21 protein-coding genes are annotated in these 21,508 nt (G+C 63.5%); 13 read left to right on the forward strand and 8 right to left on the reverse strand.

Annotation, left to right across the window (positions count from 1 at the left end):
• Nucleotides 1–2: 2 nt before the first annotated feature.
• From HZY97_RS00555 to HZY97_RS21105, 7 genes are all read left to right on the forward strand, one after another.
• Entirely contained in the window at nucleotides 3–785 is a 783-nt protein-coding gene (locus HZY97_RS00555; protein WP_180139315.1) for an AglZ/HisF2 family acetamidino modification protein, read from the forward strand.
• A gap of 93 nt (nucleotides 786–878) precedes the next feature.
• Complete coding sequence (locus HZY97_RS00560; protein WP_180139318.1) at nucleotides 879–1,916, forward strand: polysaccharide biosynthesis protein; 1,038 nt, start codon at nucleotides 879–881, stop codon at nucleotides 1,914–1,916.
• Entirely contained in the window at nucleotides 1,916–3,031 is a 1,116-nt protein-coding gene (locus tag HZY97_RS00565; protein ID WP_180139321.1) for an NAD-dependent epimerase/dehydratase family protein, read from the forward strand. The genes HZY97_RS00560 and HZY97_RS00565 overlap by 1 nt, the downstream gene beginning before the upstream one ends.
• Before the next feature lie 6 nt (nucleotides 3,032–3,037).
• Nucleotides 3,038–4,168, forward strand: coding sequence for a non-hydrolyzing UDP-N-acetylglucosamine 2-epimerase (gene wecB, locus HZY97_RS00570; RefSeq protein ID WP_180139324.1), 1,131 nt, complete (start codon nucleotides 3,038–3,040; stop codon nucleotides 4,166–4,168).
• Between the two features lie 8 nt (nucleotides 4,169–4,176).
• The gene (locus tag HZY97_RS00575; protein WP_180139327.1) at nucleotides 4,177–5,418 is read left to right on the forward strand and encodes a glycosyltransferase family 4 protein; all 1,242 of its coding nucleotides are present in this window, start codon (nucleotides 4,177–4,179) and stop codon (nucleotides 5,416–5,418) included.
• The gene (locus HZY97_RS00580; RefSeq protein ID WP_180139330.1) at nucleotides 5,405–5,974 is read left to right on the forward strand and encodes a WbuC family cupin fold metalloprotein; all 570 of its coding nucleotides are present in this window, start codon (nucleotides 5,405–5,407) and stop codon (nucleotides 5,972–5,974) included. Before HZY97_RS00575 ends, HZY97_RS00580 begins: the two co-directional genes overlap by 14 nt.
• Before the next feature lie 74 nt (nucleotides 5,975–6,048).
• A complete protein-coding gene (locus HZY97_RS21105) occupies nucleotides 6,049–7,335 on the forward strand; it encodes a sugar transferase (protein WP_180139332.1) in 1,287 nt (428 codons plus the stop codon).
• A 43-nt stretch (nucleotides 7,336–7,378) separates the two neighbouring features.
• Here HZY97_RS21105 and HZY97_RS00590 read toward each other — a convergent pair whose 3' ends face one another.
• Nucleotides 7,379–8,065: a metallophosphoesterase gene (locus tag HZY97_RS00590; RefSeq protein ID WP_373684241.1), complete on the reverse strand. Its 687-nt coding sequence runs from the start codon at nucleotides 8,063–8,065 to the stop codon at nucleotides 7,379–7,381.
• A 368-nt stretch (nucleotides 8,066–8,433) separates the two neighbouring features.
• The gene (locus HZY97_RS00595) at nucleotides 8,434–8,667 is read right to left on the reverse strand and encodes a hypothetical protein (protein ID WP_180139337.1); all 234 of its coding nucleotides are present in this window, start codon (nucleotides 8,665–8,667) and stop codon (nucleotides 8,434–8,436) included.
• Between the two features lie 482 nt (nucleotides 8,668–9,149).
• On the opposite strand from HZY97_RS00595, the gene HZY97_RS00600 reads away from it, so the two are divergent.
• Nucleotides 9,150–10,148: a M48 family metallopeptidase gene (locus HZY97_RS00600; RefSeq protein WP_180139338.1), complete on the forward strand. Its 999-nt coding sequence runs from the start codon at nucleotides 9,150–9,152 to the stop codon at nucleotides 10,146–10,148.
• Nucleotides 10,149–10,158: 10 nt separating this feature from the next.
• On the opposite strand, the gene wecC is transcribed toward HZY97_RS00600, so the two are convergent.
• Nucleotides 10,159–11,454 carry a UDP-N-acetyl-D-mannosamine dehydrogenase gene (gene wecC / locus HZY97_RS00605; protein ID WP_180139340.1) on the reverse strand — a complete coding sequence of 432 codons (1,296 nt, stop codon included), beginning with the start codon at nucleotides 11,452–11,454 and terminating at the stop codon, nucleotides 10,159–10,161.
• A 201-nt stretch (nucleotides 11,455–11,655) separates the two neighbouring features.
• Between wecC and HZY97_RS00610 the strand changes: the two genes are divergently transcribed.
• Together HZY97_RS00610 and HZY97_RS00615 are read left to right on the forward strand one after the other, a co-directional pair.
• Nucleotides 11,656–12,597: a ferritin-like domain-containing protein gene (locus HZY97_RS00610; protein WP_180139342.1), complete on the forward strand. Its 942-nt coding sequence runs from the start codon at nucleotides 11,656–11,658 to the stop codon at nucleotides 12,595–12,597.
• 16 nt (nucleotides 12,598–12,613) lie between these two features.
• Nucleotides 12,614–13,600, forward strand: a complete 987-nt coding sequence (locus HZY97_RS00615) for a ferritin-like domain-containing protein (RefSeq protein ID WP_257214832.1) — start codon at nucleotides 12,614–12,616, stop codon at nucleotides 13,598–13,600.
• Here HZY97_RS00615 and wecB (HZY97_RS00620) read toward each other — a convergent pair.
• Nucleotides 13,597–14,733, reverse strand: a complete 1,137-nt coding sequence (gene wecB, locus HZY97_RS00620; RefSeq protein ID WP_180139348.1) for a non-hydrolyzing UDP-N-acetylglucosamine 2-epimerase — start codon at nucleotides 14,731–14,733, stop codon at nucleotides 13,597–13,599. The two genes, HZY97_RS00615 and wecB (HZY97_RS00620), sit on opposite strands and share 4 nt — an antisense overlap.
• 112 nt (nucleotides 14,734–14,845) lie before the next feature.
• Here wecB (HZY97_RS00620) and galU point away from each other — a divergent pair, with 112 nt between their 5' ends.
• Nucleotides 14,846–15,718 (forward strand): UTP--glucose-1-phosphate uridylyltransferase GalU, encoded by an 873-nt coding sequence (gene galU, locus HZY97_RS00625; RefSeq protein ID WP_180139369.1) that lies wholly within the window; start codon nucleotides 14,846–14,848, stop codon nucleotides 15,716–15,718.
• Nucleotides 15,719–15,865: 147 nt separating this feature from the next.
• On the opposite strand, the gene msrB is transcribed toward galU, so the two are convergent.
• From msrB to HZY97_RS00645, 4 genes are all read right to left on the reverse strand, one after another.
• The gene (gene msrB / locus HZY97_RS00630) at nucleotides 15,866–16,309 is read right to left on the reverse strand and encodes a peptide-methionine (R)-S-oxide reductase MsrB (protein ID WP_180139378.1); all 444 of its coding nucleotides are present in this window, start codon (nucleotides 16,307–16,309) and stop codon (nucleotides 15,866–15,868) included.
• A gap of 69 nt (nucleotides 16,310–16,378) precedes the next feature.
• Nucleotides 16,379–17,302 (reverse strand): J domain-containing protein, encoded by a 924-nt coding sequence (locus tag HZY97_RS00635; RefSeq protein WP_180139382.1) that lies wholly within the window; start codon nucleotides 17,300–17,302, stop codon nucleotides 16,379–16,381.
• 47 nt (nucleotides 17,303–17,349) lie between these two features.
• Nucleotides 17,350–18,696 (reverse strand): nucleotide sugar dehydrogenase, encoded by a 1,347-nt coding sequence (locus tag HZY97_RS00640; RefSeq protein ID WP_180139385.1) that lies wholly within the window; start codon nucleotides 18,694–18,696, stop codon nucleotides 17,350–17,352.
• A gap of 55 nt (nucleotides 18,697–18,751) precedes the next feature.
• Nucleotides 18,752–19,753: an NAD-dependent epimerase/dehydratase family protein gene (locus HZY97_RS00645; protein ID WP_180139388.1), complete on the reverse strand. Its 1,002-nt coding sequence runs from the start codon at nucleotides 19,751–19,753 to the stop codon at nucleotides 18,752–18,754.
• Nucleotides 19,754–20,048: 295 nt separating this feature from the next.
• Between HZY97_RS00645 and HZY97_RS00650 the strand changes: the two genes are divergently transcribed.
• Nucleotides 20,049–20,678 carry a hypothetical protein gene (locus tag HZY97_RS00650; RefSeq protein ID WP_180139391.1) on the forward strand — a complete coding sequence of 210 codons (630 nt, stop codon included), beginning with the start codon at nucleotides 20,049–20,051 and terminating at the stop codon, nucleotides 20,676–20,678.
• Between the two features lie 44 nt (nucleotides 20,679–20,722).
• The gene (locus HZY97_RS00655) at nucleotides 20,723–21,508 is read left to right on the forward strand and encodes a hypothetical protein (protein ID WP_180139394.1); all 786 of its coding nucleotides are present in this window, start codon (nucleotides 20,723–20,725) and stop codon (nucleotides 21,506–21,508) included.

The following is a 21,508-nucleotide window of genomic DNA, read 5'->3' on the forward strand; positions in this document are numbered from 1 at the left end:
TCATGCTGCGGCCCCGGATCATCCCCTGCCTGCTCGTGCACGAAGGCGGCTTGGTAAAGACCGTCAAGTTCAAGGACCCGAAGTATGTCGGGGACCCCATCAATGCCGTTCGCATTTTCAACGAGAAGGAATCGGACGAACTGGTCGTCCTCGACATCGACGCGACCAAGAACGGTGTCGAGCCTGACTATCGGATGATTTCCCACCTCGCCGCTGAATGCCGGATGCCGCTCTGCTATGGTGGCGGGATCACGACCGCGGAGCAGGCCTCGCGCATCATTAGTCTCGGCGTGGAGAAGGTCGCCCTTAGCGCGGCGGCGGTGCAGTCGCTAGCGCTGGTAGAGGAGATCGCGGCTGAAATCGGGCGCCAGAGCGTGGTCGTGGTTATCGATGTCCGCAAGCGCATGCTGGGTGGGGGCTACGACGTCTATACGCACAACGGCACTCGTAAGGCGGGCCTTGGCGCGCTGGAATTCGCCGAGGCCGCTGCGCGCGCGGGAGCGGGCGAGATCGTGATGAACGTGATCGAGCGCGACGGAACGATGTCGGGATATGACCTCAACCTCGCCCGGCAACTGCGCGAGCGCGTGAACGTGCCGATCAGCTTCCTGGGGGGATGTGGCTCGCTGGACGATATCGCCGCGCTGATCGATGCCGTTGGTGTCGTCGGAGCGGTGGCGGGAAGTCTTTTCGTGTTCAAGGGGCAGTATCGCGCCGTCCTGATCAACTATCCGTCGCCGGATGCGAGGGAAGCGATTGTCCAGCGAGTGGCGCACACAGGGTAGGGGGCGCTTTTCCGGTCTGTCCGTATGGCAGCAGCGCTGCCTGGAGCTGACCGGTGCGGCCCACGGCTCAATCGGAAAAAATGGGATCGAACTATGTTTGCTGGGAAGAGCCTGCTGATCACCGGGGGCACCGGGTCCTTTGGCAATGCGGTGCTTCGCCGCTTCGTCGACTCTGATTTGGCGGAGATCCGCATCTTCAGCCGCGACGAGAAGAAGCAGGACGACATGCGCAAGCACTTCAACAACTCCAAGTTGAAGTTCTACATCGGTGACGTCCGCGATTATCGTTCGGTCGCGCACGCGGTTCGCGGCGTGGACTTCATCTTTCACGCAGCCGCGCTGAAGCAGGTCCCCTCCTGCGAGTTCCACCCGATCGAAGCGGTCAAGACCAACGTCCTGGGCACGGAGAACGTGCTCGAGGCCGCCATCGCCAACGCCGTAAAGCGCGTCGTCTGTCTCAGCACCGACAAGGCCGTCTATCCGATCAACGCCATGGGCATTTCCAAGGCGATGATGGAAAAGGTCATGGTCGCCTCGTCGCGCAACCTCGAGGGCACTGGCACGGTGATCTGCGGCACGCGCTACGGCAACGTCATGGCCTCGCGTGGTTCGGTGATCCCGCTGTTCGTCGATCAGATTCGCAACGGCAAGCCGATCACGATCACCGACAAGTCGATGACCCGTTTCATGATGACGCTCGACGACGCCGTGGAACTGGTGCTCTACGCATTCCAGAACGGTCGCAACGGCGACATCTTCGTGCAAAAGGCGCCAGCCGCAACGGTCGACACGCTCGCCCAGGCGCTTCGCGAAATGCTGGGTAAGAAGGAGCATCCGATTCGCGTCATCGGCACCCGCCACGGTGAGAAGCTGCACGAGTCGCTGCTCAGCCGAGAGGAAATGGCGCAGGCCGAGGATCTGGGCGACTATTATCGCGTGCCGCCCGATGGCCGAGACCTCAACTACGAGAAGTTCGTCGAGCAGGGCGAAGCGCGCCTCGGTCAGGGCGAGGAATATAACTCGCACAACACGCACCAGCTCGATGTCGCGGGAATGAAGGCGCTCCTAGCCAAGCTCACCTTCATTCAGCGGGTGCAGGTGGGTGAGGACGCCGATAGCGAGGTGGTATAGTGAGCACGATCCTCGTCACTGGTGCAGGCGGCTTCATTGGGCGCAATCTGTGCGTCCGCTTGGCGGAGCTCGGCGTACACAACGTCATTCGAATGGGACGCAGTCCGGACGCCGCCGAGATCGCCGATGCCGCGAGCCGGGCGGAGTTCGTTTTCCACCTGGCGGGGGTCAACCGGCCGCAGGACCCGGACGAGTTCGCCACGGGAAACACCGGCTTCACCGAAACGCTGTGCGAGGCTTTTCGCGAGGCGGGAAACGCCGCACCGTTCGTTTACGCCTCGACCATCCAGGTGGCAGCCGATCATGCCTACGGCACAAGCAAGCGCGAGGCGGAGGACGCTTTGTTGCGGCTCGGCGAGGCCCTGGGTGCTTCCATCCATATTTTCCGGTTGCCCAACGTGTTCGGGAAATGGGCGCGGCCGGACTATAATTCGGCGGTGGCGACCTTCTGCCACAATATAGCCCGGGGCAAGCCGATCACGATCCACGACCCTGTCGCCCCGCTGCAGCTCGTCTATATCGATGACGTGGTCGATGCCTTTCTCGGCCTGCTCGCGAATCCGCCCCAGTGTTCGGGCTTGCGCGAGGTCGAACCGATCTATCGCATTACGGTCGGCGAAGTGGCCGACAGGATCCGGGGCTTTCGCGAGAGCCGTGACACGTTGACCACGCCGCCGGTCGGGACGGGCCTGGAGCGAGCGCTCCATTCGACCTATCTCAGCTATCTTCCTCCGGAAGATTTCAGCTATTCCGTCCCGGTGTATGGCCGCGAGGACCCGCGCGGCGAATTTGTCGAAATGCTGAAGACGGTCGATAGCGGCCAATTCTCCTATTTCATCGCGCATCCCGGCGTGACCCGGGGCGATCATTATCACCACACCAAGGCGGAAAAATTCCTGGTGATCCAGGGCAAGGCCCATTTCGGCTTCCGACACATCGTCACCGGCGAGAGGCATGAAGTGGTTACGCACGGAGGCGAGGGGCTAATCGTCGAGACCATCCCCGGCTGGACGCACAACATCACCAACGTGGGCGACGACAAGCTCATTGTCATGCTTTGGGCCAACGAGATTTTCGATCGCGCTCGCCCCGACACCATTTCGATGAAGGTTTAGGCTGTCATGAAGAAGCTCAAGGTCATGACCGTCGTCGGCACGCGGCCGGAGATCATCCGGCTGTCGCGCGTGCTTGCCGCGCTCGACGAGACTTGCGATCATGTGCTGGTCCATACGGGCCAGAACCACGACTACGAGTTGAGCCAGATATTCTTCGATGACCTCGGCATCCGCAAGCCGGACCATTTCCTGAATGCCGCAACCGGCGTTCCCTCGGCCACCATCGGCAACATCCTGATCAAGATGGATCCGCTGCTGCGCGAAGTGGCGCCGGACGCGTTGCTCGTGCTGGGCGACACCAATAGCTGCCTGTCGGTGATCCCCGCCAAGCGCCAGCACATCCCGATCTTCCACATGGAAGCGGGTAACCGATGCTTCGACGCGCGTGTGCCCGAAGAGACGAACCGCCGCATCGTCGATCACACCGCTGACGTGAACCTCACCTACAGCGATATCGCGCGCGAATACCTGCTGCGCGAGGGCCTCTCGCCCGATCTGGTGATCAAGACCGGCAGTCCGATGTTCGAGGTGCTGCACCATTATATGGAGCGGATCGACGCTTCCGACGTGCTCGACCGGCTCGAACTGACCGAGAACGGGTATTTCGTGGTCAGCGCCCATCGCGAGGAGAACATCGAGAGCGATGCCAACTTCTTCCGGCTCGTCGATATCCTCAATCGAGTGGCGGAGAGCCATCAGCTGCCGGTGGTCGTCTCCACGCACCCGCGTACGCTGAACCGGATCAACGCCGCGGGCGCCACCTTCCATCCGCTCGTCCGCCTCATGAAGCCGCTTGGTTTCCACGATTATGTGCGCCTTCAGAAATCGGCGAGGGCGGTGCTGTCGGATAGCGGAACGATCAACGAGGAATCCTCGATCCTCAACTTCCCGGCACTCAACCTTCGCGAGGCGCATGAGCGCCCCGAGGGCATGGAGGAGGCGGCCGTGATGATGGTAGGTCTCAACATAGAGCGCGTCGAGCAAGGGCTTGCGATTCTCGCCACGCAACCGCGCGGCACCCGGCGCGGGTTACGGCTTGTCGCGGACTATTCGATGCCCAATGTCTCGGCCAAGATCGTGCGAATCATCCACAGCTATACCGACTATGTTCGGCGTACGGTGTGGAAGGCATATTAGGGCGACCGATGCGCCTGCTCATCCTGAGCCAGTATTTTTGGCCGGAGAATTTCCGCGTCAACGACCTCGCGCACGAGCTGATCGCGCGCGGGCATGAAGTCATCGTGCTCACCGGGCAGCCCAACTACCCTGACGGGCATATATTTCCCGACTATCGCGCCGATCCGAAGCGGTTTGCCGAATTCGAGGGGGCGCCGGTCTTCCGGGTTCCCGTCGTGCCGCGCGGGCGCCGCAGCCTTCAGCTCATCGCCAACTATCTGAGCTTCGTCGTTTCCGGCTGGGCGTTCGGCCCGCGCAAGCTGCGTGGCCGCGAGTTCGACGCGATATTCGTTTTCCAGACCTCGCCGATCACGTCGGCATTGCCGGCGCTTTGGTTGCGCTGGCGGCGAGGCACCCCGGTTCTGATGTGGGTGCTGGATCTGTGGCCCGATACGCTTTCCGCGGTGGGCGTGGTCAAGTCCCCTCGTGCGCTGCGGGCGGTGGGGGCGCTGGTGCGCTTCATCTATCGTAGGTGCGATCGCATCCTCGTGCAGTCCAGGGCCTTTTTCGACAATGTCGAGCGCTATGCTGGCGGCACGGAGAAGGTCCGCTACTTCCCGGGTTGGGCGGAGGCGATGTTCGACGCGGACGGCGCAGCGGAGGCGCTGGCGCCCGAGCTCGATCCCTATGCGGACGACTTCAAGATCCTTTTCGCGGGCAATATCGGCCAGGCGCAGGATTTTCCGGCGATCATCGCAGCAGCGGACACGCTGCGCGATACGCCCGCATTGCGCTGGATCGTGGTGGGGGACGGACGCGCAGCGGAAGATGCGAAGGCCGATGTCGCCAGGCGCGGCCTCGAGGACAAAGTCGTCTTCCTCGGCCGCTTCCCGCTCGAACGCATGCCGTCCTTCTTCAATGGGGCCGACTGCCTGCTCGTGTCGCTTAAGAACGACCCGATCTGGAGCATGACCATTCCCGGCAAGGTCCAGAGCTATCTGGCCTCGGGGAGGCCTTTGCTGGGCATGCTGGATGGCGAGGGCGCTAATGTCATTCGCGAATCCGGTGCCGGCGTGGTCGGCCCGGCGAGCGATCCGGTAGCGTTGGCCGAGAATGTCCGTGCACTGATGCGCCTGAGCCCCGAAGAACGAAGGCATCAGGGAGAGAGCGGCCGCCGTTACTGCGCCCAGGAGTTCAATCGGACGGTCCTGGTCGATCGGCTGGAGCGCTGGATCGAGGCACTAGGCGAGGGGCGCCATGGGGTTCGCTGAATTCTCTCCCGCCTTTCTCGACGACCTTGTGGCGCGAGCGGAAGGCGCCCCCCGGCGCCGGCAGCATCATAATGTCCATTCGACCCTGGATGAGCCGGTCCAGAGACTGTTCAATGCCATTTGCGTCGACAGTTACATCCGGCCTCACCGGCATTGTGCCGATCCCAAGCGCGAATTGCTGATCGCCGTTAGGGGGCGGTTCGCGCTCGTTGCATTCGATGATGCGGGCCGCGTGTCGGATTGCGTTCCGTTTGGTACGAGCGCGCAGGATGGGGCTGGGGTCGAGCTCGACCCTGGCCAATGGCATACGGTGATTGCGCTTGCTGCCGGATCGATCCTGTTCGAAGTGAAGCAGGGTCCGTTCCAGCCCGCGGCCGCCAAGGAAGTCTCGTTCTGGTCGCCGGCGGAAGGGAGCGAAGCCGCGGTGCGCTATCACGATTTGCTGCGGGCTGAGGTGGTCAAGCGGTTCGAATGTCGAACTTACTCCGCCGATTCTCCGGCAGCGTCAGGCTCTTGCTTGTCTATGGAGGGCGGCTCCGATACGAGCCGCGCTTAAAGGTCGGAATGAGGCGGTTCGGTTTCGCGTAAACGCGGTGGAAAACGGCAGGGCCGGCTGAAGAGGGTAGATTGGTGGCACGGGTACTGCAAGCTAAGCATCATAATCGCTATGTGGCGTCGCGCATCTGGAACCGTATGCGGCTCCAGATGGGAGGCGCACTGGTGATCGGCGTTGTGCTGCCGATGGCCATTCTCGCGCTCTTCTATCCGAACCTTCTCCAGACATTGTCGGCGCAGCAGACCGCGCTGGGCGCGGCGGTTGCGGCCTTGGCCAGCGTGTATCTCGTCCGAAACATCTCACTCTATCCCGGTATCCACAGCGCCTTTTTCGTGTTTCCTTCCGTTCTCACTTGCTTCGGACTGACCTTCCTCATTTTCCTGCTGTTACGTCTCGACTATAGCCGCGCGGCCATGCTCGGCGCAGGGGGCGCCACGCTGATCTGGCTGTATGTCGTTCAACTGATGATCGAGCGGGCCCCGCCAGTGCGTGTCGGCATTGTGCCCTTCGGCAGCGTTGCCAAGCTCGCGGAGATCGCATCGCTGGAACTCGCCTGGCTGCACGAGCCCGTGCGCAGCGAGGGGCAGTACGACTTTCTCGTCGCAGACTTCCGGGCCGACTTGCCGAATGAATGGGAGGCGTTTCTTTCCGATTGCGCGCTGGAGGGCATGCCAGTCCTTCATGTGAAGCAATTGCAGGAATCGCTTACGGGTCAGGTCGAGATCGAGCATCTCTCCGAAAACAGCTTCGGTTCGCTTATACCGTTCGTGGGCTATCTGCGCTTGCGCCGGGTGATCGATTTCCTGTCGGCGGTTGTCGTCGGCCTGCTGCTGATGCCGTTCTTCGTGATCGTTGCTATACTCATCAAGCTGGACTCGCCAGGGCCTGTGCTCTTCCGGCAGGTCCGTGTCGGATATAGAGGGGAGCGCTTCCGCGTCGCGAAGTTCCGCACGATGGTAACGCGACCGGTGGAAGATGCGCGGGGCGATGCGATGACCAAGGACAACGATCCCCGCATCACGCGGCTCGGTCGGTTCATGCGCCGGACGCGGATCGACGAGCTTCCGCAGATTCTCAACATTCTGCGCGGCGAAATGAGCTGGATCGGCCCGCGGCCCGAAGCCCAGCAGCTTTCTACCTGGTATGAGAGCGAGCTGCCATTCTATCGATATCGCCACATCGTGCCGCCTGGCATTACCGGTTGGGCGCAGGTCAATCAGGGGCACGTCGTCGAGTTGAACCAGGTGATGAACAAGCTCCACTACGACTTTTACTACATCAAGAACTTTTCTCCGTGGCTGGATGCGTGGATCGTCGCGAAGACCCTGCACACCGTCGTGAGCGGTTTCGGATCCAGATAAAGGGAGGCGTCCGGGCTTCCCTTGCAGCTGCGGGCCTCTGGCGTTAGGCGCCGGTCTGCAGAACCCAGCGCTCTGTCCCCTGAAATCCCATGGCTGTCAGGCAGCCCGTGGCATAGGCGCCGGTATCGAGGCCGATCCGATGAGGGTGAATCTCGACCTCCGACGTGATCGTGTGTCCGTGCACGACGATCTTTTCGAATGGACCGAAGAATCCGAGGAATTCGTCGCGTATCCATCGCAGGTCCGATGACCGCTGTTGCGCGAGCGAGGTGCCGGGGCGAATCCCGGCATGGACGAAGACATAGTCGCCAAGGACGATCAGGTCTTCGAACCGCTGGAGGAACGCGCGGTGCGATGGCGGCACCCGCGTGCGCAGCAGCTCGAGCAGTTCGGAATAGTCGACAGCCCGATATTCTTCCTCGGATATGCCATAGCTAAGAATGGTTTCGCGTCCGCCGATTTTGCAGAAAAAGGCGAGCGCCTTCAGGTCGCCGCCCAGCGCCTTAAGGAAGACCTCTTCGTGATTACCCAGCAGGTACCGCGTGTTCCCGGACGCGGTTTCCAGTTGCAGCGCCCGCTCTACCACGCCCGCCGAATCGGGGCCGCGGTCGACCAGATCGCCAAGCAGGATGATCTGCAGAGCTTCGCTGCCGCCGCGCTTCACATGGTCCTGTGCGATCAGGCCTAGCAAGGTGTCGAACAGGTCGGCGCGACCATGGATGTCGCCCACCGCATAGATCCGCTTCCCGGGTGGGATGCTGCCTTGCGGTTCACGGGATACAGCTTTGCGTCGGAACAGTTGAGAAATCATAGGAAGCTTCAATGGAGCTTGTAAGCGAGAGATGCCTTTGGATCACCGTCATAGCGGTAACTCGGCGCCGTGTAACCTCTTGGGAAACAAGTTGCCCGTCAAGGCGATCGTGCATCGGGCCGTTGGGTGCTCGGCTTCACGTTGGCGCTCCGGGCGCGGGGGCGCATCTTTACCGAAGGGTTACCCAGACCAATCGAACGGCATCTACTGGGCACCAAGAAGGCTGGGCATAAAAAAGTGGCGGCCGTTAGGCCGCCACTTCGAAACTCTGCCTAGGCAGTCCGATACTACGGGCTGTCGGGCGTGTCGTCGCTGTCGGCGAGAACCACGGCGCCGCCGATGATGGCGACAGTGGCGAGAACGCCGATCAGAACGGCCGGAGCCAGATCGCTCTTCTTCTTGCTGGCGGTCGCGGTGCGAACACCCGACAGCGACAGCTTCGAAGCGCTCGTCGGAGCGGCCAGAACAGGAGCAGTTGCCATCGACGCGATAGCAGCAGCCGTAAGAAGCTTAGTGAACACTCTTTTTCTCCCTCTTTCGAGCTCTGGTGCTCTCGTCAGGCAGCCCTATGGCACAGGACTTGCGCTGCCGCAACACCTCAAACTTTGGCTACGGAGAGAAAGTTCTCGCCGTGACCCATTCGCAACACTTGGTTCGGTTTGTCCGAACTCCCGTTAGCACTCGGTCGACCCGAACCAAGTGGTTACGGAGCCGTCCTTAACGCGGTGCACCAATATCGCCAAGGGGGTTAATGAAGTCTCTCAGCCAAAATGGGCGTGTTTCGCGATGGTTAGAGGCGGTTTTTTGTGACGGTTTTGTTTAGATTGCACCGTTCCGGGCGAGTTGCGGCGCAAAAATCAGCAAGCGGCGCCCGAATCGCAATGCGGCCCCGGACGATTCGCACCTGCGCGCGCCGGTGCGGTTTGTTGATGGCGCCGGACAAGCGTAGGAGCAGGGCATGATGCTCGCATTTTCTCTGTTTCCCGGTCGCCGGCGCGGCGCAATGTCCGGTTTTATAGCGCTCGCTGCGCTCGTCGCCAGCCCCGCGCAGGCGGATGACACTTCTCTACTTGAGGCGGTGCGGTCGGCCGATATGCGCGTAGCCGGGATTGGCTGGCGGCTGGCGACCGCCAATGTACGCCTCTGTGACCGGATCGAGGCGGGGGTCGGCCTGCAGTTGCACACGCTCGACCAGTTCGACGCAGGCACGCGCGAATCGGCACGCGCGCATTTCCGCTTCGCCACACCGGTCGCGGTGGAAGGCCTGCTGCCGGACGGTCCCGCGGAGCGGGCCGGGCTGCACGCCGATGATTCGCTGGTGCGGCTCGGCACCGTCGATATCGCGGCATTGCCGGGAAAGCCGGGAAGCACCGACAAGCTGGTGGCGGCGCAGCTCGCCATCGCTGCGTTGCCTGCCGATGCGCCTATCGAAGTCGAGGCGATTCGGGCCGGTTCGCCGATTCGGGTCACGCTCGTGCCGGTGCCGGCCTGCAAGTCGCGCTTCGAGCTCGAGCTCGATGGCGGTTTTGGCGCCTCGGCGGACGGCACGATGGTGCAGATTGGCTCCGGCTTTCTGGACGACTATTCCGACGATCAGCTCGCTGCTGTCATCGCGCATGAGTTTTCGCACAACATCCTGCATCACCGCGACCGGCTGGAAGCGCGCGGGGTCGATTACGGGCTGCTCGCCGGATTTGGCGCCAATGTGCAGTATTTTCGCCAGACCGAGGTGCAGGCGGACCTGCTTTCGATCTACCTGCTCGCCAACGCCGATTATCCGATCCGCGCGACCGTCGCATTCTGGAAGCATTTCGGACCCAGCAAGGCGGGCGGCATCCTGCGCAGCCGCTCGCACCCTGCCTGGCGTGATCGAGTGGCGACGCTCGAGGCCGAAGCCGCCAAGATCGAGAAGCTGTCCAACCGCCCGCTGGTGCCGGCGCTGATCGCCGATCGCGGCAAGCCGCTGGACGGCGACTGGCAGTCGATCCTGGTCCGCCACTAAGGGCGGTGGATCAGCTCGCCAGCCGGAGTGGCTCGCCGGCAGTGCCGCGCGGCTGATCGGGCCAGATGCCGCGGGTGTCATAGACCTGCTTGTCGGCACGCTCGTCGAGCGGGACGGACTTGAACACGTCGTGATCGACTAGCACCACGAAGATGCCGCAGCTCTCGATCGCGCTGTCGATGTCGATCAGCCCGGCGCGGGTGCCGTCAAAGGCTGCGGGCAGGGTGTCGGCATAGGGCTCGACGATCTGGATGCGCTCGCCAAAACGCTGCGCCAGCGCTTGCGCGACCTTGAGCGCGGGGCTCTCGCGGAAATCGTCGATATTCGCCTTGAAGGCGAGGCCCAGGCAGGCGACGCGGGCCGCCGGGTTGGCCTCGAGCATCGCGGTGGCGTGCCCGATGACATAATCGGTCTTGCCGTCATTCACTTCGCGGGCGGTGCGGATCAGCGGCGTCTGCTCGGGCGCGGCGCTGACCAGGAACCAGGGGTCGACCGCGATGCAGTGCCCGCCGACGCCGGGGCCCGGCGACAGGATGTTGACGCGCGGATGGCGGTTGGCGAGGCGGATCACTTCCCACACATCGACACCCATCTTCTCGGCGACAAGGCTCAGCTCGTTGGCGAAGGCGATGTTGACGTCGCGGAAGGCGTTTTCGGTGAGCTTGGTCATCTCCGCGGCCTTCGCCGTGGTGGTGACGCATGCGCCGCGCACGAATCGTCGGTAGAATTGCAGTGCCTTGCGGGCGCAGCGCGGGGTGATGCCGCCGATGACGCGGTCATTGTCGATCAGCTCGACCAGGATGCGGCCGGGCAGCACGCGCTCGGGGCAATAGGCGATGGCGACGTCGGCACTGCCGGTGCAATGGCCGGGGATCTTGAGGTCGGGGCGGAGCTGGGCGAGCAGCTCGGCAACCTTCTCAGTGGTGCCCACCGGCGAAGTGGATTCGAGGATCACCACGTCGCCCGCCTTCAGCGTGATCGCGACATTGGTCGCGGCCTTCAGGACATAGCCGATGTCGGGCGCGTGATTCTCGCCGAACGGAGTGGGAACGGCGATGACGAAGACGTCCGCCGGCTCGACATTGAGCGAGGCGCGCAGGCTGCCGCGCGCGACGACGCCGGAGACCAGGCCGTCCAGGTCGATCTCCTCGATATGCACCTTGCCCGAATTGACCGTGTCGACCACCGACTGGTGGACGTCGACGCCCAGCACTTTCGCGCCGGTGCGTGCGATCACCGCTGCTGTGGGAAGTCCGATATAGCCCAGGCCGAGAACACAGACCTTGAGCTCAGAATCCGAAACCATGTGCGACGATCCCCGCAATCCGCGTGAGGCCGGGCCGCAGCTATGCGGGCCATGCCGATTGGAATGCGATCATGCCCGAGGAGCGTTGAGATTTCGGAAACGCGAATTGGCGCGAAGGCAATCGACGATGTTCGAGCCCGCTTGCTAGAATCGGGAGAAAGTGAAAGCATTCCCGGATCATCACGAGCTTGATCGTAAATTATGACCTCCGTCGCTTCGCCCCGCGATCACGTGCCGAATGCTCATCCGAAAGGATTGGAGCGGCGCGAAGCGCTGTTTGCGGTTCCGCTTGTCCTGGCCAGCCTGGTTACGGCGGGCCTGGCCACGGCGCAGGCGCTGTACACCGATACCAATCTGATCAACTTCCTGCTCAACGTGCAGTATCTTGAGGCGCAGTATCACAGCTACGCGACTTCGGGAGTCGGGCTTCCGGCGAATCTGCTGACAGGCACCGGCACTGCCAGCGCGGCGACTGGAGGGCGTCAGGTAACCTTCACCGACGCCAATCTGGCAGCGTATGCGAAAGAGATCGCCGCCGACAAGTTGGGCCATGTCATGGCGTTGCGGGCGCAACTCGGAGGCTCTGCGATTGCGCAACCCGCCATCGATATTGGCGGCACCGGCGCCAACGCGTTTTCGGCGCTGGCGCGCCTCGCTGACAACGATAGCGGTGGCGTCTTCGATCCATACGCCTCCGAAAATAACTACCTGATCGGAGCCTTCATCATCGCGGACGTGAGCGTAACTGCCAGTCGCGGTATTCTTCAGTCGCTCGATGGTCGCGGTGCTGCCTTGGACGTGGCAGTCGGGATCATGACTGCCCAAGCCTATCACGCCGCCGCGATCCGCTCGATCCTGTACGCGCGTGGCATTATCACCTTTGCACTGATCGATGCCGCCGAGAAGTTTTCGGCGGCACGGGACAGCCTCGATGGCACGGCAGACGACGATCAGGGCATTGCCGTGATCAAGGGGCCGCCGGCCGAAAGCAACATCGCGCCCGTCGATACCTCGGGCCGTATCTTCTCGCGCCCGCCGACCCAGGCGCTCAACCTTCTCTACCTCAATGCTTCGGCGGTGTCCTCCGGCGGTTTCTTCCCTGCGGGTGTGAACGGCGGGTTCGTTCGCAGTGATGCGAACTAGCCGAAGGATTGTCAGCATGAGTGGCACAGAGATGCGCAATCGCCGGAACGTCCTGAAACTTGCAGGAGAAGCTTCGATACTGGTCGGAGGCGCGGTGCTGTCGGGCTGCAGCTCGCCGACTCCCACGCCGGCACCCAGTCCCACGCCAACGCCAACGCCAACGCCCACGCCCACTCCAACGCCGACGTCGAACTACAACACGACCGACTATATGAATTTCGCGCTGAACGTCGCCTATCTGGAGGCCCAGTTCTTCGCCTTTGCCAGCACTGGAACCGGGCTCGACGCGTCGCTGCTGACTGGTACCGGTGTCCCGGGATCGGTGACCGGTGGCGCCAAGGCGCCGAGCAGCGGCGTGCTCGACGGTCTCCTCGCCCAGCACGTTGTCGAACTCGCCAGCCACAGCCGGGCGCATGTCATGCTTCTGCGCCAGCTGATCCTCAACGGCAGGATCGCTCAGCCGCAGATCGATATTGGCAGCAGCGCAACCGGCGGCTTCACCACGATCGCGCGTGCGGCAGGTATCGTCGACGCGACTGGGAGCTTCAATCCCTATGAAACGACCGAGACGCTCCTGCTGGCGACGTTCATCCTGCTGGATGTCAGCGTCAGCATGTATCATGGGGTATATATCGCGAGGTTGGCGGCATCCGAAGGAGCCGGGATCGCCGGGGTGCTCGGCGCCAAGGCGTATCATGCCGGCATGATACGCACGACGCTTCAGCGCCTCGGGACGCCGTCGGCGGCATCGCCGCTGATCGACCAGTCCGAGGCGATCTCCAGCGCGCGCGACGGCTTGGATGGAGCTAGCGACCAGGATCAGGGGGGGCGCGCCGTGAACGGAGTTGGCAATCTCGTGCCAACCGGCGCCAATGGCCTTGCCTATGCGCGCGCGCCGGAGCAGGTGCTCAACATCTTGTTCGGCACGCGCTCCGCAACCGATCGCGGCGGGTTCTTTCCCAACGGCTTGAATGGCGCCATCAAGATGAGTGCGGCGAACTAGCCGCGAAAGCTGTTTTCGACGATCGTGGCGATCCGTTCCGAGGCGAAGCCGTCGCCGAACGGATTGTGGGCGCGGGCCATGGCCGAGTAGGCGGACGGCACGTCGAGGAGGGTTGAGATTTCGGAAACGATGCGTTCCGGGCTGGTGCCTACCAGCTTGGCGGTGCCCGCCGCGACGCCCTCGGGGCGCTCGGTCGTCTCGCGCATCACCAGCACCGGCTTGCCGAGCGCAGGGGCTTCTTCCTGCACGCCGCCCGAATCGCTGAGCACGATATGGCAAAGCTCGAGCGCGCGGATGAAGTGCGGATAGTCGAGCGGCTCGATGCGGGCGACGTTGGGCCGGTTCCCCAGCAGCTTGTCCATCGCCGCGACGACATTGGGATTGGGGTGCATCGGAAACAGGATCGCGGTATCGTCGCGGTCGGCGATGCGGCCGAGCGCGCGGGCGATATCCTCCATGCCGCCGCCGAAATTCTCGCGGCGATGCGTGGTGACGAGGACGATGCGCTTGCCGGCGAAGCGGGCAGCGATCGGATCGAGTCCGGCGGCGAGCCCGGGATCCGCTTCGATGCGAGCACGGGTGGCGAGCAGGGCGTCGATCACCGTGTTGCCGGTGACGTGGATCGTTTCCGGCGCGATATTCTCGCGGCGCAGCGCCTCGGCGGCGGTGTCGGTCGGCGCGAAATGCTGGTCGGCGATCGGCGCAACGATGCGGCGGTTCACTTCCTCGGGCCAGGGCTGGTAGATGTCGCCCGAGCGCAGCCCGGCCTCGACATGGCTGACCGGCACCTTGCGGTAATAGGCCGCAAGCGCGCCGACCATCGCGGTGGCGGTGTCGCCCTGGACGATCACCCGGTCGGGCTTCTCGTCATCCATCACCTTGCCCAGGCCGATGAGCAGGCGGGCGGTGAGCTGGTCGAGCGTCTGGCCCGGCTCCATCAGGTCGAGATCGACGTCCGGCGTGAGGCCGGCGATCGAGAGAACCTGGTCGAGCAGCCCGCGATGTTGCGCAGTGACGCAGGTGCGTACGTCGAGCCCGGGTACCGCGGCGAGCGCACGGACGACGGGGAACAGCTTGATCGCCTCCGGCCTGGTGCCGAAGATCAGAAGGATGCGCTTGCCAGTTGCGGTCATGCAGGCTCCTTACCCCGGTCCCCTCACCATGTGGTTACGACAGGGGACATAATTGCGAAACCAAAGGCGCGCCGCTATGGCCGCCCGATTGCATTGGAGAGGCGTTTACTCGATGACCATCAAGCCGCTGCGCAAGGCCGTGTTTCCCGTTGGCGGCCTGGGTACGCGCTTCCTGCCGGCCACCAAGGCGCTTCCCAAGGAGATGCTGCCGATCGTCGATCGGCCGCTGATCCAGTACGCCGTGGACGAGGCGCTGGAGGCGGGGATCGAGCAGATGATCTTCGTCACCGGCCGCGGCAAGAGCGCGATCGAGGACCATTTCGACATCGCCTATGAGCTCGAGACGACGATGTCCGCCCGCGGCAAGTCGCTCGAGGTCCTCGACGCAACGCGCCTCAAGCCTGGCGCAGTCGCCTATGTCCGCCAGCAGGAGCCGATGGGCCTGGGCCATGCCGTGTGGTGCGCCCGCGACATCGTGGGCGACGAGCCCTTCGCGGTGCTGCTCGCCGATGACTTCATGCTCGGCAAGCCTGGTTGCCTGAAGCAGATGGTCGACGCCTATAACAAGGTGGGCGGTAACCTGATCTGCGCCGAGATCGTTCCCGACGACCAGACCCACCGCTACGGCATCATCACGCCGGGCGCGCGCGACGGGTCGCTGACCGAAGTGAAGGGGCTGGTCGAGAAGCCGGCCCCGGGCACCGCGCCGTCCAACCTGTCGGTGATCGGCCGCTATATCCTGCAGCCCGAAGTGATGCGGGTGCTCGAGAAGCAGGGGAAGGGCGCCGGCGGCGAAATCCAGCTGACCGACGCCATGGCCCAGATGATCGGCGGCCAGCGCTTCCACGGCGTGACCTTCGAGGGCACGCGCTATGATTGCGGCGACAAGGCCGGCTTCATCCAGGCGAACATCGCCGTGGCGCTGGAACGCGAGGACATCGCCCCGGCGATCCGCGAATTCATGACGAGCCGCTGCCCCGGCTGAGCCGCCGAAAGTCACGAAAGTCACGACACTCACGCGCGCGCGGGGCATCCTCCGCGATGCGCGAAGCGTGTTATTCCCGATTTCAAAGAACGGCCGGGAGTGATCCCGGCCGCTCGACTCAATCAGACGAAATCCTACATTTCAAGCTCAGGCCGGCTGCTCGACCTGATCGAGCCAGGCGCCATAGCCTTCGGCCTCCATCTGCGCCCGCGGGACGAAGCGCAGCGACGCGGAGTTGATGCAGTAGCGCAGCCCGCCGCGATCGCGCGGGCCATCGTCGAAGACATGCCCCAGATGGCTGTCGCCATTGGCGGAGCGGACTTCGGTGCGGGTCATGCCGTGGCTGGTGTCGCGCAACTCGGTCACATTGGCGATCGGCCGGGTGAAGCTGGGCCAGCCGCAGCCGGATTCATATTTGTCGGTCGAGGCGAACAGCGGCTCGCCGGAGACGATATCGACATAAATGCCCGCCTCCTTGTTGTTCAGATATTTGCCGGTGCCGGGGCGCTCGGTGCCGCTCTGTTGGGTGACGCGGAACTCTTCAGGCGAGAGCGCGGCGATGGCTTCGGGGGTCTTGCGATATTCGGTCATGCGAATCTCCGTTTCGCCTCGATATGTGGGGATGCGGAGGGGGCGCTTCCAAGAGGCGGCGCGGAGAAGCTAGTCGCCCCGCGTGACGGGCCTTGCGCGAAGCTGGACCTCAAGGCTGCGAAGCATCACAGCCCATACGATCTTGCGGATCGTCTCGATCCTCGCAGCGACCATGGTGCTGTCGTCCGACAGCACGGCATAGCGTTCGGGCAAGGCAAGCGTGGCCTGCTTGAAATAGTCCATATCGGGCTGCGGCGGACCAAACACGCCATCGGCCGCGCCCAACCCCGCGATATGCAACGCCACGCAATTGTCCATCCGCTGCCAATCCGGCTTGGCTTGCGTCTCGGCGATGCAGGTTCGCGCCTCCGTGGCGGCCGCTGCGCCGTCGCGGGCGGAAAGCGCGAGAAGGTTCTTGGCCGTGGTCGCGGTGCCGGCCTCATCCACCGGCGGCGGCGCTGTGTCGACTACCGGGCCGGACGGCGCCGCCGCATAAGCACGCGGCGTATCGAGCCCGAGAAAACGGCGGGCATTGGTGCGCATGCGTGAGATCGATGGATCGGTGACGATCCCATAGGCGGCGCGCTGCACCGGCGCGGGGAGGGCGATGTCGCTGTCGACGGCGAGGAACGCCACGCAGCCCATCAGTGCAGCGGTTATCCCCGCCAGGGCGAAGATGCGTAAGCGCCGGCCGCGCCGTCGTGGTGCCGGCACCGGCCGCGGAGGGCTGGGCGCAGGCCTGGCCCAGGGATGGCGCGGGGGCGTCGGCATGACCGCCACGCTGCGGTCATAGGCCCTGCGTGCCTCGGGTGTCATGAGCAGTTTGAAAGCGGCATTGATCCTGGCGGCAGTTTCCGCGGCGTCGGCAGCGGCGCTCGAATCGGGATGATGTTTGCGGATCAGCGCCTTCCAGGCGGCGCGGATCACGACATCGTCCGCCTTGCGGCTGAGGCCGAGAACCTCATAGGGATCGATGTCGCCCGGGCCCGGCATGACGCAGTGTCTATCAGCGGGGCCGGGGCCGCGAAAGAGCGCTGCGCTCAGGCGCGGACGATATTGTCCGATATGACGCCGGCGCGGGCGCAGGCGTTGCGGGTGTCGACGATCAGCTTCGCCGACGCCGCGAGGCCGGCATAGTCGACCGCGTCGTGATCAGTGGCGATCAGCACCGCGTCGTACTTGGCGACCTCCGTCTCGTCCCACGCCACGCCGTTGCGGAAGTTGAGCGTCGGATGCTCGCGGGTATTGTCGATCTGGGCGACGTGCGGATCGTGGAAATCGGCGATGGCGCCGCGCGCCTCGATCATCTCCATCAGGCGGAGCGACGGGCTTTCGCGGATGTCCTCGACATTCTTCTTGTAGGCGACGCCCATCACCAGGATGCGCGCCCCGCGCAGGCCGCGGCCGAAGCGGGCGTCCATCGTGTCGGCGAGGACCCGGACGACATGCTGCGGCATGTCCGCGTTGATCTGGCCGGCCAGCTCGATGAACTTGGTGTGCTGGTTATATTCGCGCGCCTTCCAGGTGAGGTAGAAGGGGTCGATCGGGATGCAGTGCCCGCCCAGGCCCGGGCCCGGATAGAAGGGCATGAAGCCGAACGGCTTGGACTTGGCCGCATCGATCACTTCCCACACGTCGATGTCCATCGCAGTGAAGATGAGCTTGAGCTCGTTGACCAGCGCGATGTTGACGGCGCGGAACACATTCTCGGTGATCTTCACCGCTTCGGCGGTGGCGGCCGATGAGACCTGGATCGCCTGGGGCACGATATGGCGATAGAGCGCGAGCGCCAGGTCTGCCGAGACGGTGTCGTCGGCGCCGACGACCTTGGGGATCTTGGTGGTCGAGAAGGTCGGGTTGCCGGGGTCTTCGCGCTCGGGCGAATAGGCGAGGAAGAAGTCCTTGCCGGCGATCAGCCCCTCGGCCTCGAGGATCGGCTGCATCACTTCCTTCGTCGTGCCCGGATAGGTGGTCGATTCGAGGATGATCAGCTGGCCGCGGCGCAGCGTCTTGGCGATCGCGCGGGTCGTGCTCTCGACATATTTCAGGTCGGGCTCGAGATGGCGGGTGAGCGGGGTGGGGACGCAGATCAGCACCACATCGGCCTCGCCCAGCCGGCCGAGATCGGCGGTGGCGCGCAGCTTCTCGTTCTCGACCAGCGGTGCGATGCGCGCGGCATCGATATGCTTGATGTAGCTCTCACCGGCTTCGAGCGCGTCGATCTTGGCCTGATCAACGTCGAAGGCGAGGACCGGGCAACCGGCTTCGCCAAAGGCAACTGCGAGAGGCAGGCCGACATAGCCCATGCCGACCAGGCCGATGATCGCCGTGCCGCCCTCGATCCGTGCCTGAAGCTTGAGGCCGTGGGCGGGCCATTCGATGCTCATAGAAACCCCATTACCGGTGAAACACGCTCTCGCGCGTCATGCCGGATCAGGGGTTTCAGTTTCGATAATGCGCCAGATACCAATCGATGAAGGCGGGCACGCCGGCGCTGGGCGGGGTGGTGGGCGCATAGCCGGTGAGCGCCTTGAGCAGCGCGGAGCTGGCCTCGGTGGCGGGCACGTCGCCTTGCTGCATCGGCAGGAAGTTCTTGATCGCTTCCTTGCCGAGCGCACGCTCGATCTCGCCGATATAGTCCATCAGTTGGGTCTGCTGGCCGGCGCCGATATTGACGACGCGGAAGGGCGCGACGGGGGAGAGGCTGTCGCCTTCCACCGGCGTGTCACCGGGGACCGCGTCGGTCAGGCGGACGATCGATTCGGCGAGGTCCTCCACATAGGTGAAGTCGCGGACCATGTTGCCGTTGTTGTAGACGTCGATCGGCTCGCCCGCGAGCGTCGCCTTGGTGAACTTGAACAGCGCCATGTCCGGCCGGCCCCAGGGGCCATAGACCGTGAAGAAGCGGAAGAAGGTCATCGGCGTCTTGAAGAGATGCGCGTAGCTGTGGCCCATCAGCTCGGTCGCGCCCTTGGTGGCGGCGTAGAAGCTCAAGGGCGTGGCGGTGCGCTGCGTCTCGGTGAATGGCATGTCCGTATTGGCGCCGTAGACCGAGCTGGTCGAGGCGGCGAGCAGGTGCCCGGTCTTGTGGCGGCGGGCCAGCTCGAGCACATTGAAGGTGCCGATCAGGTTGGCCGCGACATAGGATTCCGGGCTGTCGATCGAGTGGCGCACGCCGGCCTGCGCGGCGAGGTGGATCACTATGTCGGGCTGGAATTCAGCCCATTCTGCACCAAAGGCCTCCATGTCGTCGATCGAAACGCGGGCGACGCGGAAGTTCGGATGGTTCGACAGTATGTCGTTGCGCGCTTCCTTGAGTGCCACGTCGTAGTAGGCGCTGAAATTGTCCACGCCGAGCACGGTGGCGCCGCGCTGGATCAGCTTGCTGGCGGTGTGGAAGCCGATGAAGCCGGCGGAGCCGGTGACAAGGACGCGCTTGGTCATAGCGCGGGCGATACGGATGTACGGCTTTCAAGTCCACCATGGCTCGGCGGGGCTTCCCGGCGCGGAAGCGAGTAGCGTTCAGCATAGAGGCGGACCCGAATCGGGTAGATAAAGTCAATTCATGTCATTGCGAAGTCACGGGAAAAAGGTAGGGTGTTTGTCACGGCGGCGTCTTCGGCTCGCGAAGAATGGTGGGGATGCGATGCTCGGATATCTACGAACGCTAGCAATCCTGGCAATCCCGGCGGTTGCACTATGCGCCGACAACATCGCTCGGTCTGCCGATGCTCCGACGATGACGATCGAATCGGGCAACGGGCAGACGGTGGATCAGAATCGTGATATCGGGCTTCCGTTCCGGGTCAGGCTTACCAATGCAGCAGGTCAGCCCGACCAGAATGTCGGTGTCACTTTCACTGCAACGCGCAACAACGGCCTCAATGCCCCCGAACTGGTCGCGACGAGCACGGCAGGGACGGCAACCTGGGTGCCAGGCGCGTTCCGCAATCCGGGCGCCTATACGATTACCGCATCGGCAGCGGGCTACAATTCGGTGAGCTTCACGGTGACGGTGAACGACACGCCGAACGATTATGACGGGAACTATTACTGCACGACCTATCAGGGCCGTGATTCAACCCCTGGCGAGTCGCCGTCGATCGGGTCGCACGAGTTCACGATCTTGAACAATGCGCTCGTAGCGCGCGACCCGCTACTCTATCATGACTTTACCGGGACCTATGATCCCGCTGCGCACACGGTCGTTGGCTATATCGGGAGCGGGCTCTACGGCGTCGCGTTCAATCGGAGCCCGATCGTCATCGATGAAGAGGGGACGGCGCGGCTGACCGGCAGTTTTACGATTGCCCAGCAGGATGGCGGACTTCAGCCCCGACCGCGCGACTGGCGCTGCACCCGTCGGTGACTGGGCGATGCTCGCCTCGACCCATAAGAATACAAGGTGCCTCAATGTCTCGTGCCGCTGGTTTCGCTTTCGGTTTGATTGCCCTGACATTGGTTGCCGGTTGCGGCAGCGGCAGCGGCAGCGGCAGCTCCACGCCCGCGCCTACGCCTACGCCTACGCCAACTCCCACCCCGACGCCGACTCCCACGCCAACTTCCTCGAGTGGGTCGATTCGCGTCGAATCCGGCGATGCGCAAAGCGTCGATCAAGGCAACATGCTTGCGCGGCCGCTACAGGTACGGCTCACCACCGCGGACGGTGCCATTGCGTCGAATGTGTTGGTGACGTTCACCGGGTTTCGGAATGCAGGGCTGAACATGCCCGACCAAGTACGTACAGACGCGTCGGGGATCGCCACCTGGATGCCTGGCTATTTCAGTCGGCCCGGCATTTTCGCGATCACGGTGTCTGCCAGGGAATATGGTACGGTAAAGTTCAAGGTCGCCGTTGCCGATACTTCAAATCCGTATGATGGCTATTATCATTGCCGTACGGTAAGTACCATATATCCGGATTACTTCAAGATTGCGATCAAGAGCAGTCAAGTTGCTACGATGACTGATGTTCCCGTGCTGTACAGCACTCCTCTAACGATGGTGACTGCAAGCCTGATGCCAGGGACGGACGTCCTGCGCTTCACGCTCGGCAACTCGACGGGAACGATGGAAGGCAGCGCGCACATCATCATCGATTCGCAAGGCACGGCGCGGCCCTTCGGCTATTATGTGATGCATCGGAACAGCAACGGGGCACTTATGGATGCTGGATCCTGGGCCTGCCTGCGCGACTGA

Source organism: Sphingomonas sp. R-74633, from assembly GCF_013416555.1.
GTDB lineage: Bacteria > Pseudomonadota > Alphaproteobacteria > Sphingomonadales > Sphingomonadaceae > Sphingomonas.

Excerpts from the sequence above, each read along its gene's own strand:
- HZY97_RS00640 (WP_180139385.1), bottom strand. The coding sequence starts at position 18,696 with ATGAGCATCGAATGGCCCGCCCACGGCCTCAAGCTTCAGGCACGGATC.
- wecB (WP_180139348.1), bottom strand. The coding sequence starts at position 14,733 with ATGACCGCAACTGGCAAGCGCATCCTTCTGATCTTCGGCACCAGGCCG.
- HZY97_RS00610 (WP_180139342.1), top strand. The coding sequence starts at position 11,656 with ATGACCTCCGTCGCTTCGCCCCGCGATCACGTGCCGAATGCTCATCCG.
- HZY97_RS00650 (WP_180139391.1), top strand. The coding sequence starts at position 20,049 with ATGACGATCGAATCGGGCAACGGGCAGACGGTGGATCAGAATCGTGAT.
- HZY97_RS00645 (WP_180139388.1), bottom strand. The coding sequence starts at position 19,753 with ATGACCAAGCGCGTCCTTGTCACCGGCTCCGCCGGCTTCATCGGCTTC.
- HZY97_RS00655 (WP_180139394.1), top strand. The coding sequence starts at position 20,723 with ATGTCTCGTGCCGCTGGTTTCGCTTTCGGTTTGATTGCCCTGACATTG.
- HZY97_RS00560 (WP_180139318.1), top strand. The coding sequence starts at position 879 with ATGTTTGCTGGGAAGAGCCTGCTGATCACCGGGGGCACCGGGTCCTTT.
- HZY97_RS00555 (WP_180139315.1), top strand. The coding sequence starts at position 3 with ATGCTGCGGCCCCGGATCATCCCCTGCCTGCTCGTGCACGAAGGCGGC.
- HZY97_RS00575 (WP_180139327.1), top strand. The coding sequence starts at position 4,177 with ATGCGCCTGCTCATCCTGAGCCAGTATTTTTGGCCGGAGAATTTCCGC.
- msrB (WP_180139378.1), bottom strand. The coding sequence starts at position 16,309 with ATGACCGAATATCGCAAGACCCCCGAAGCCATCGCCGCGCTCTCGCCT.
- wecB (WP_180139324.1), top strand. The coding sequence starts at position 3,038 with ATGAAGAAGCTCAAGGTCATGACCGTCGTCGGCACGCGGCCGGAGATC.
- galU (WP_180139369.1), top strand. The coding sequence starts at position 14,846 with ATGACCATCAAGCCGCTGCGCAAGGCCGTGTTTCCCGTTGGCGGCCTG.
- HZY97_RS00615 (WP_257214832.1), top strand. The coding sequence starts at position 12,614 with ATGAGTGGCACAGAGATGCGCAATCGCCGGAACGTCCTGAAACTTGCA.
- HZY97_RS00600 (WP_180139338.1), top strand. The coding sequence starts at position 9,150 with ATGTCCGGTTTTATAGCGCTCGCTGCGCTCGTCGCCAGCCCCGCGCAG.
- HZY97_RS00580 (WP_180139330.1), top strand. The coding sequence starts at position 5,405 with ATGGGGTTCGCTGAATTCTCTCCCGCCTTTCTCGACGACCTTGTGGCG.
- wecC (WP_180139340.1), bottom strand. The coding sequence starts at position 11,454 with ATGGTTTCGGATTCTGAGCTCAAGGTCTGTGTTCTCGGCCTGGGCTAT.
- HZY97_RS00635 (WP_180139382.1), bottom strand. The coding sequence starts at position 17,302 with ATGCCGGGCCCGGGCGACATCGATCCCTATGAGGTTCTCGGCCTCAGC.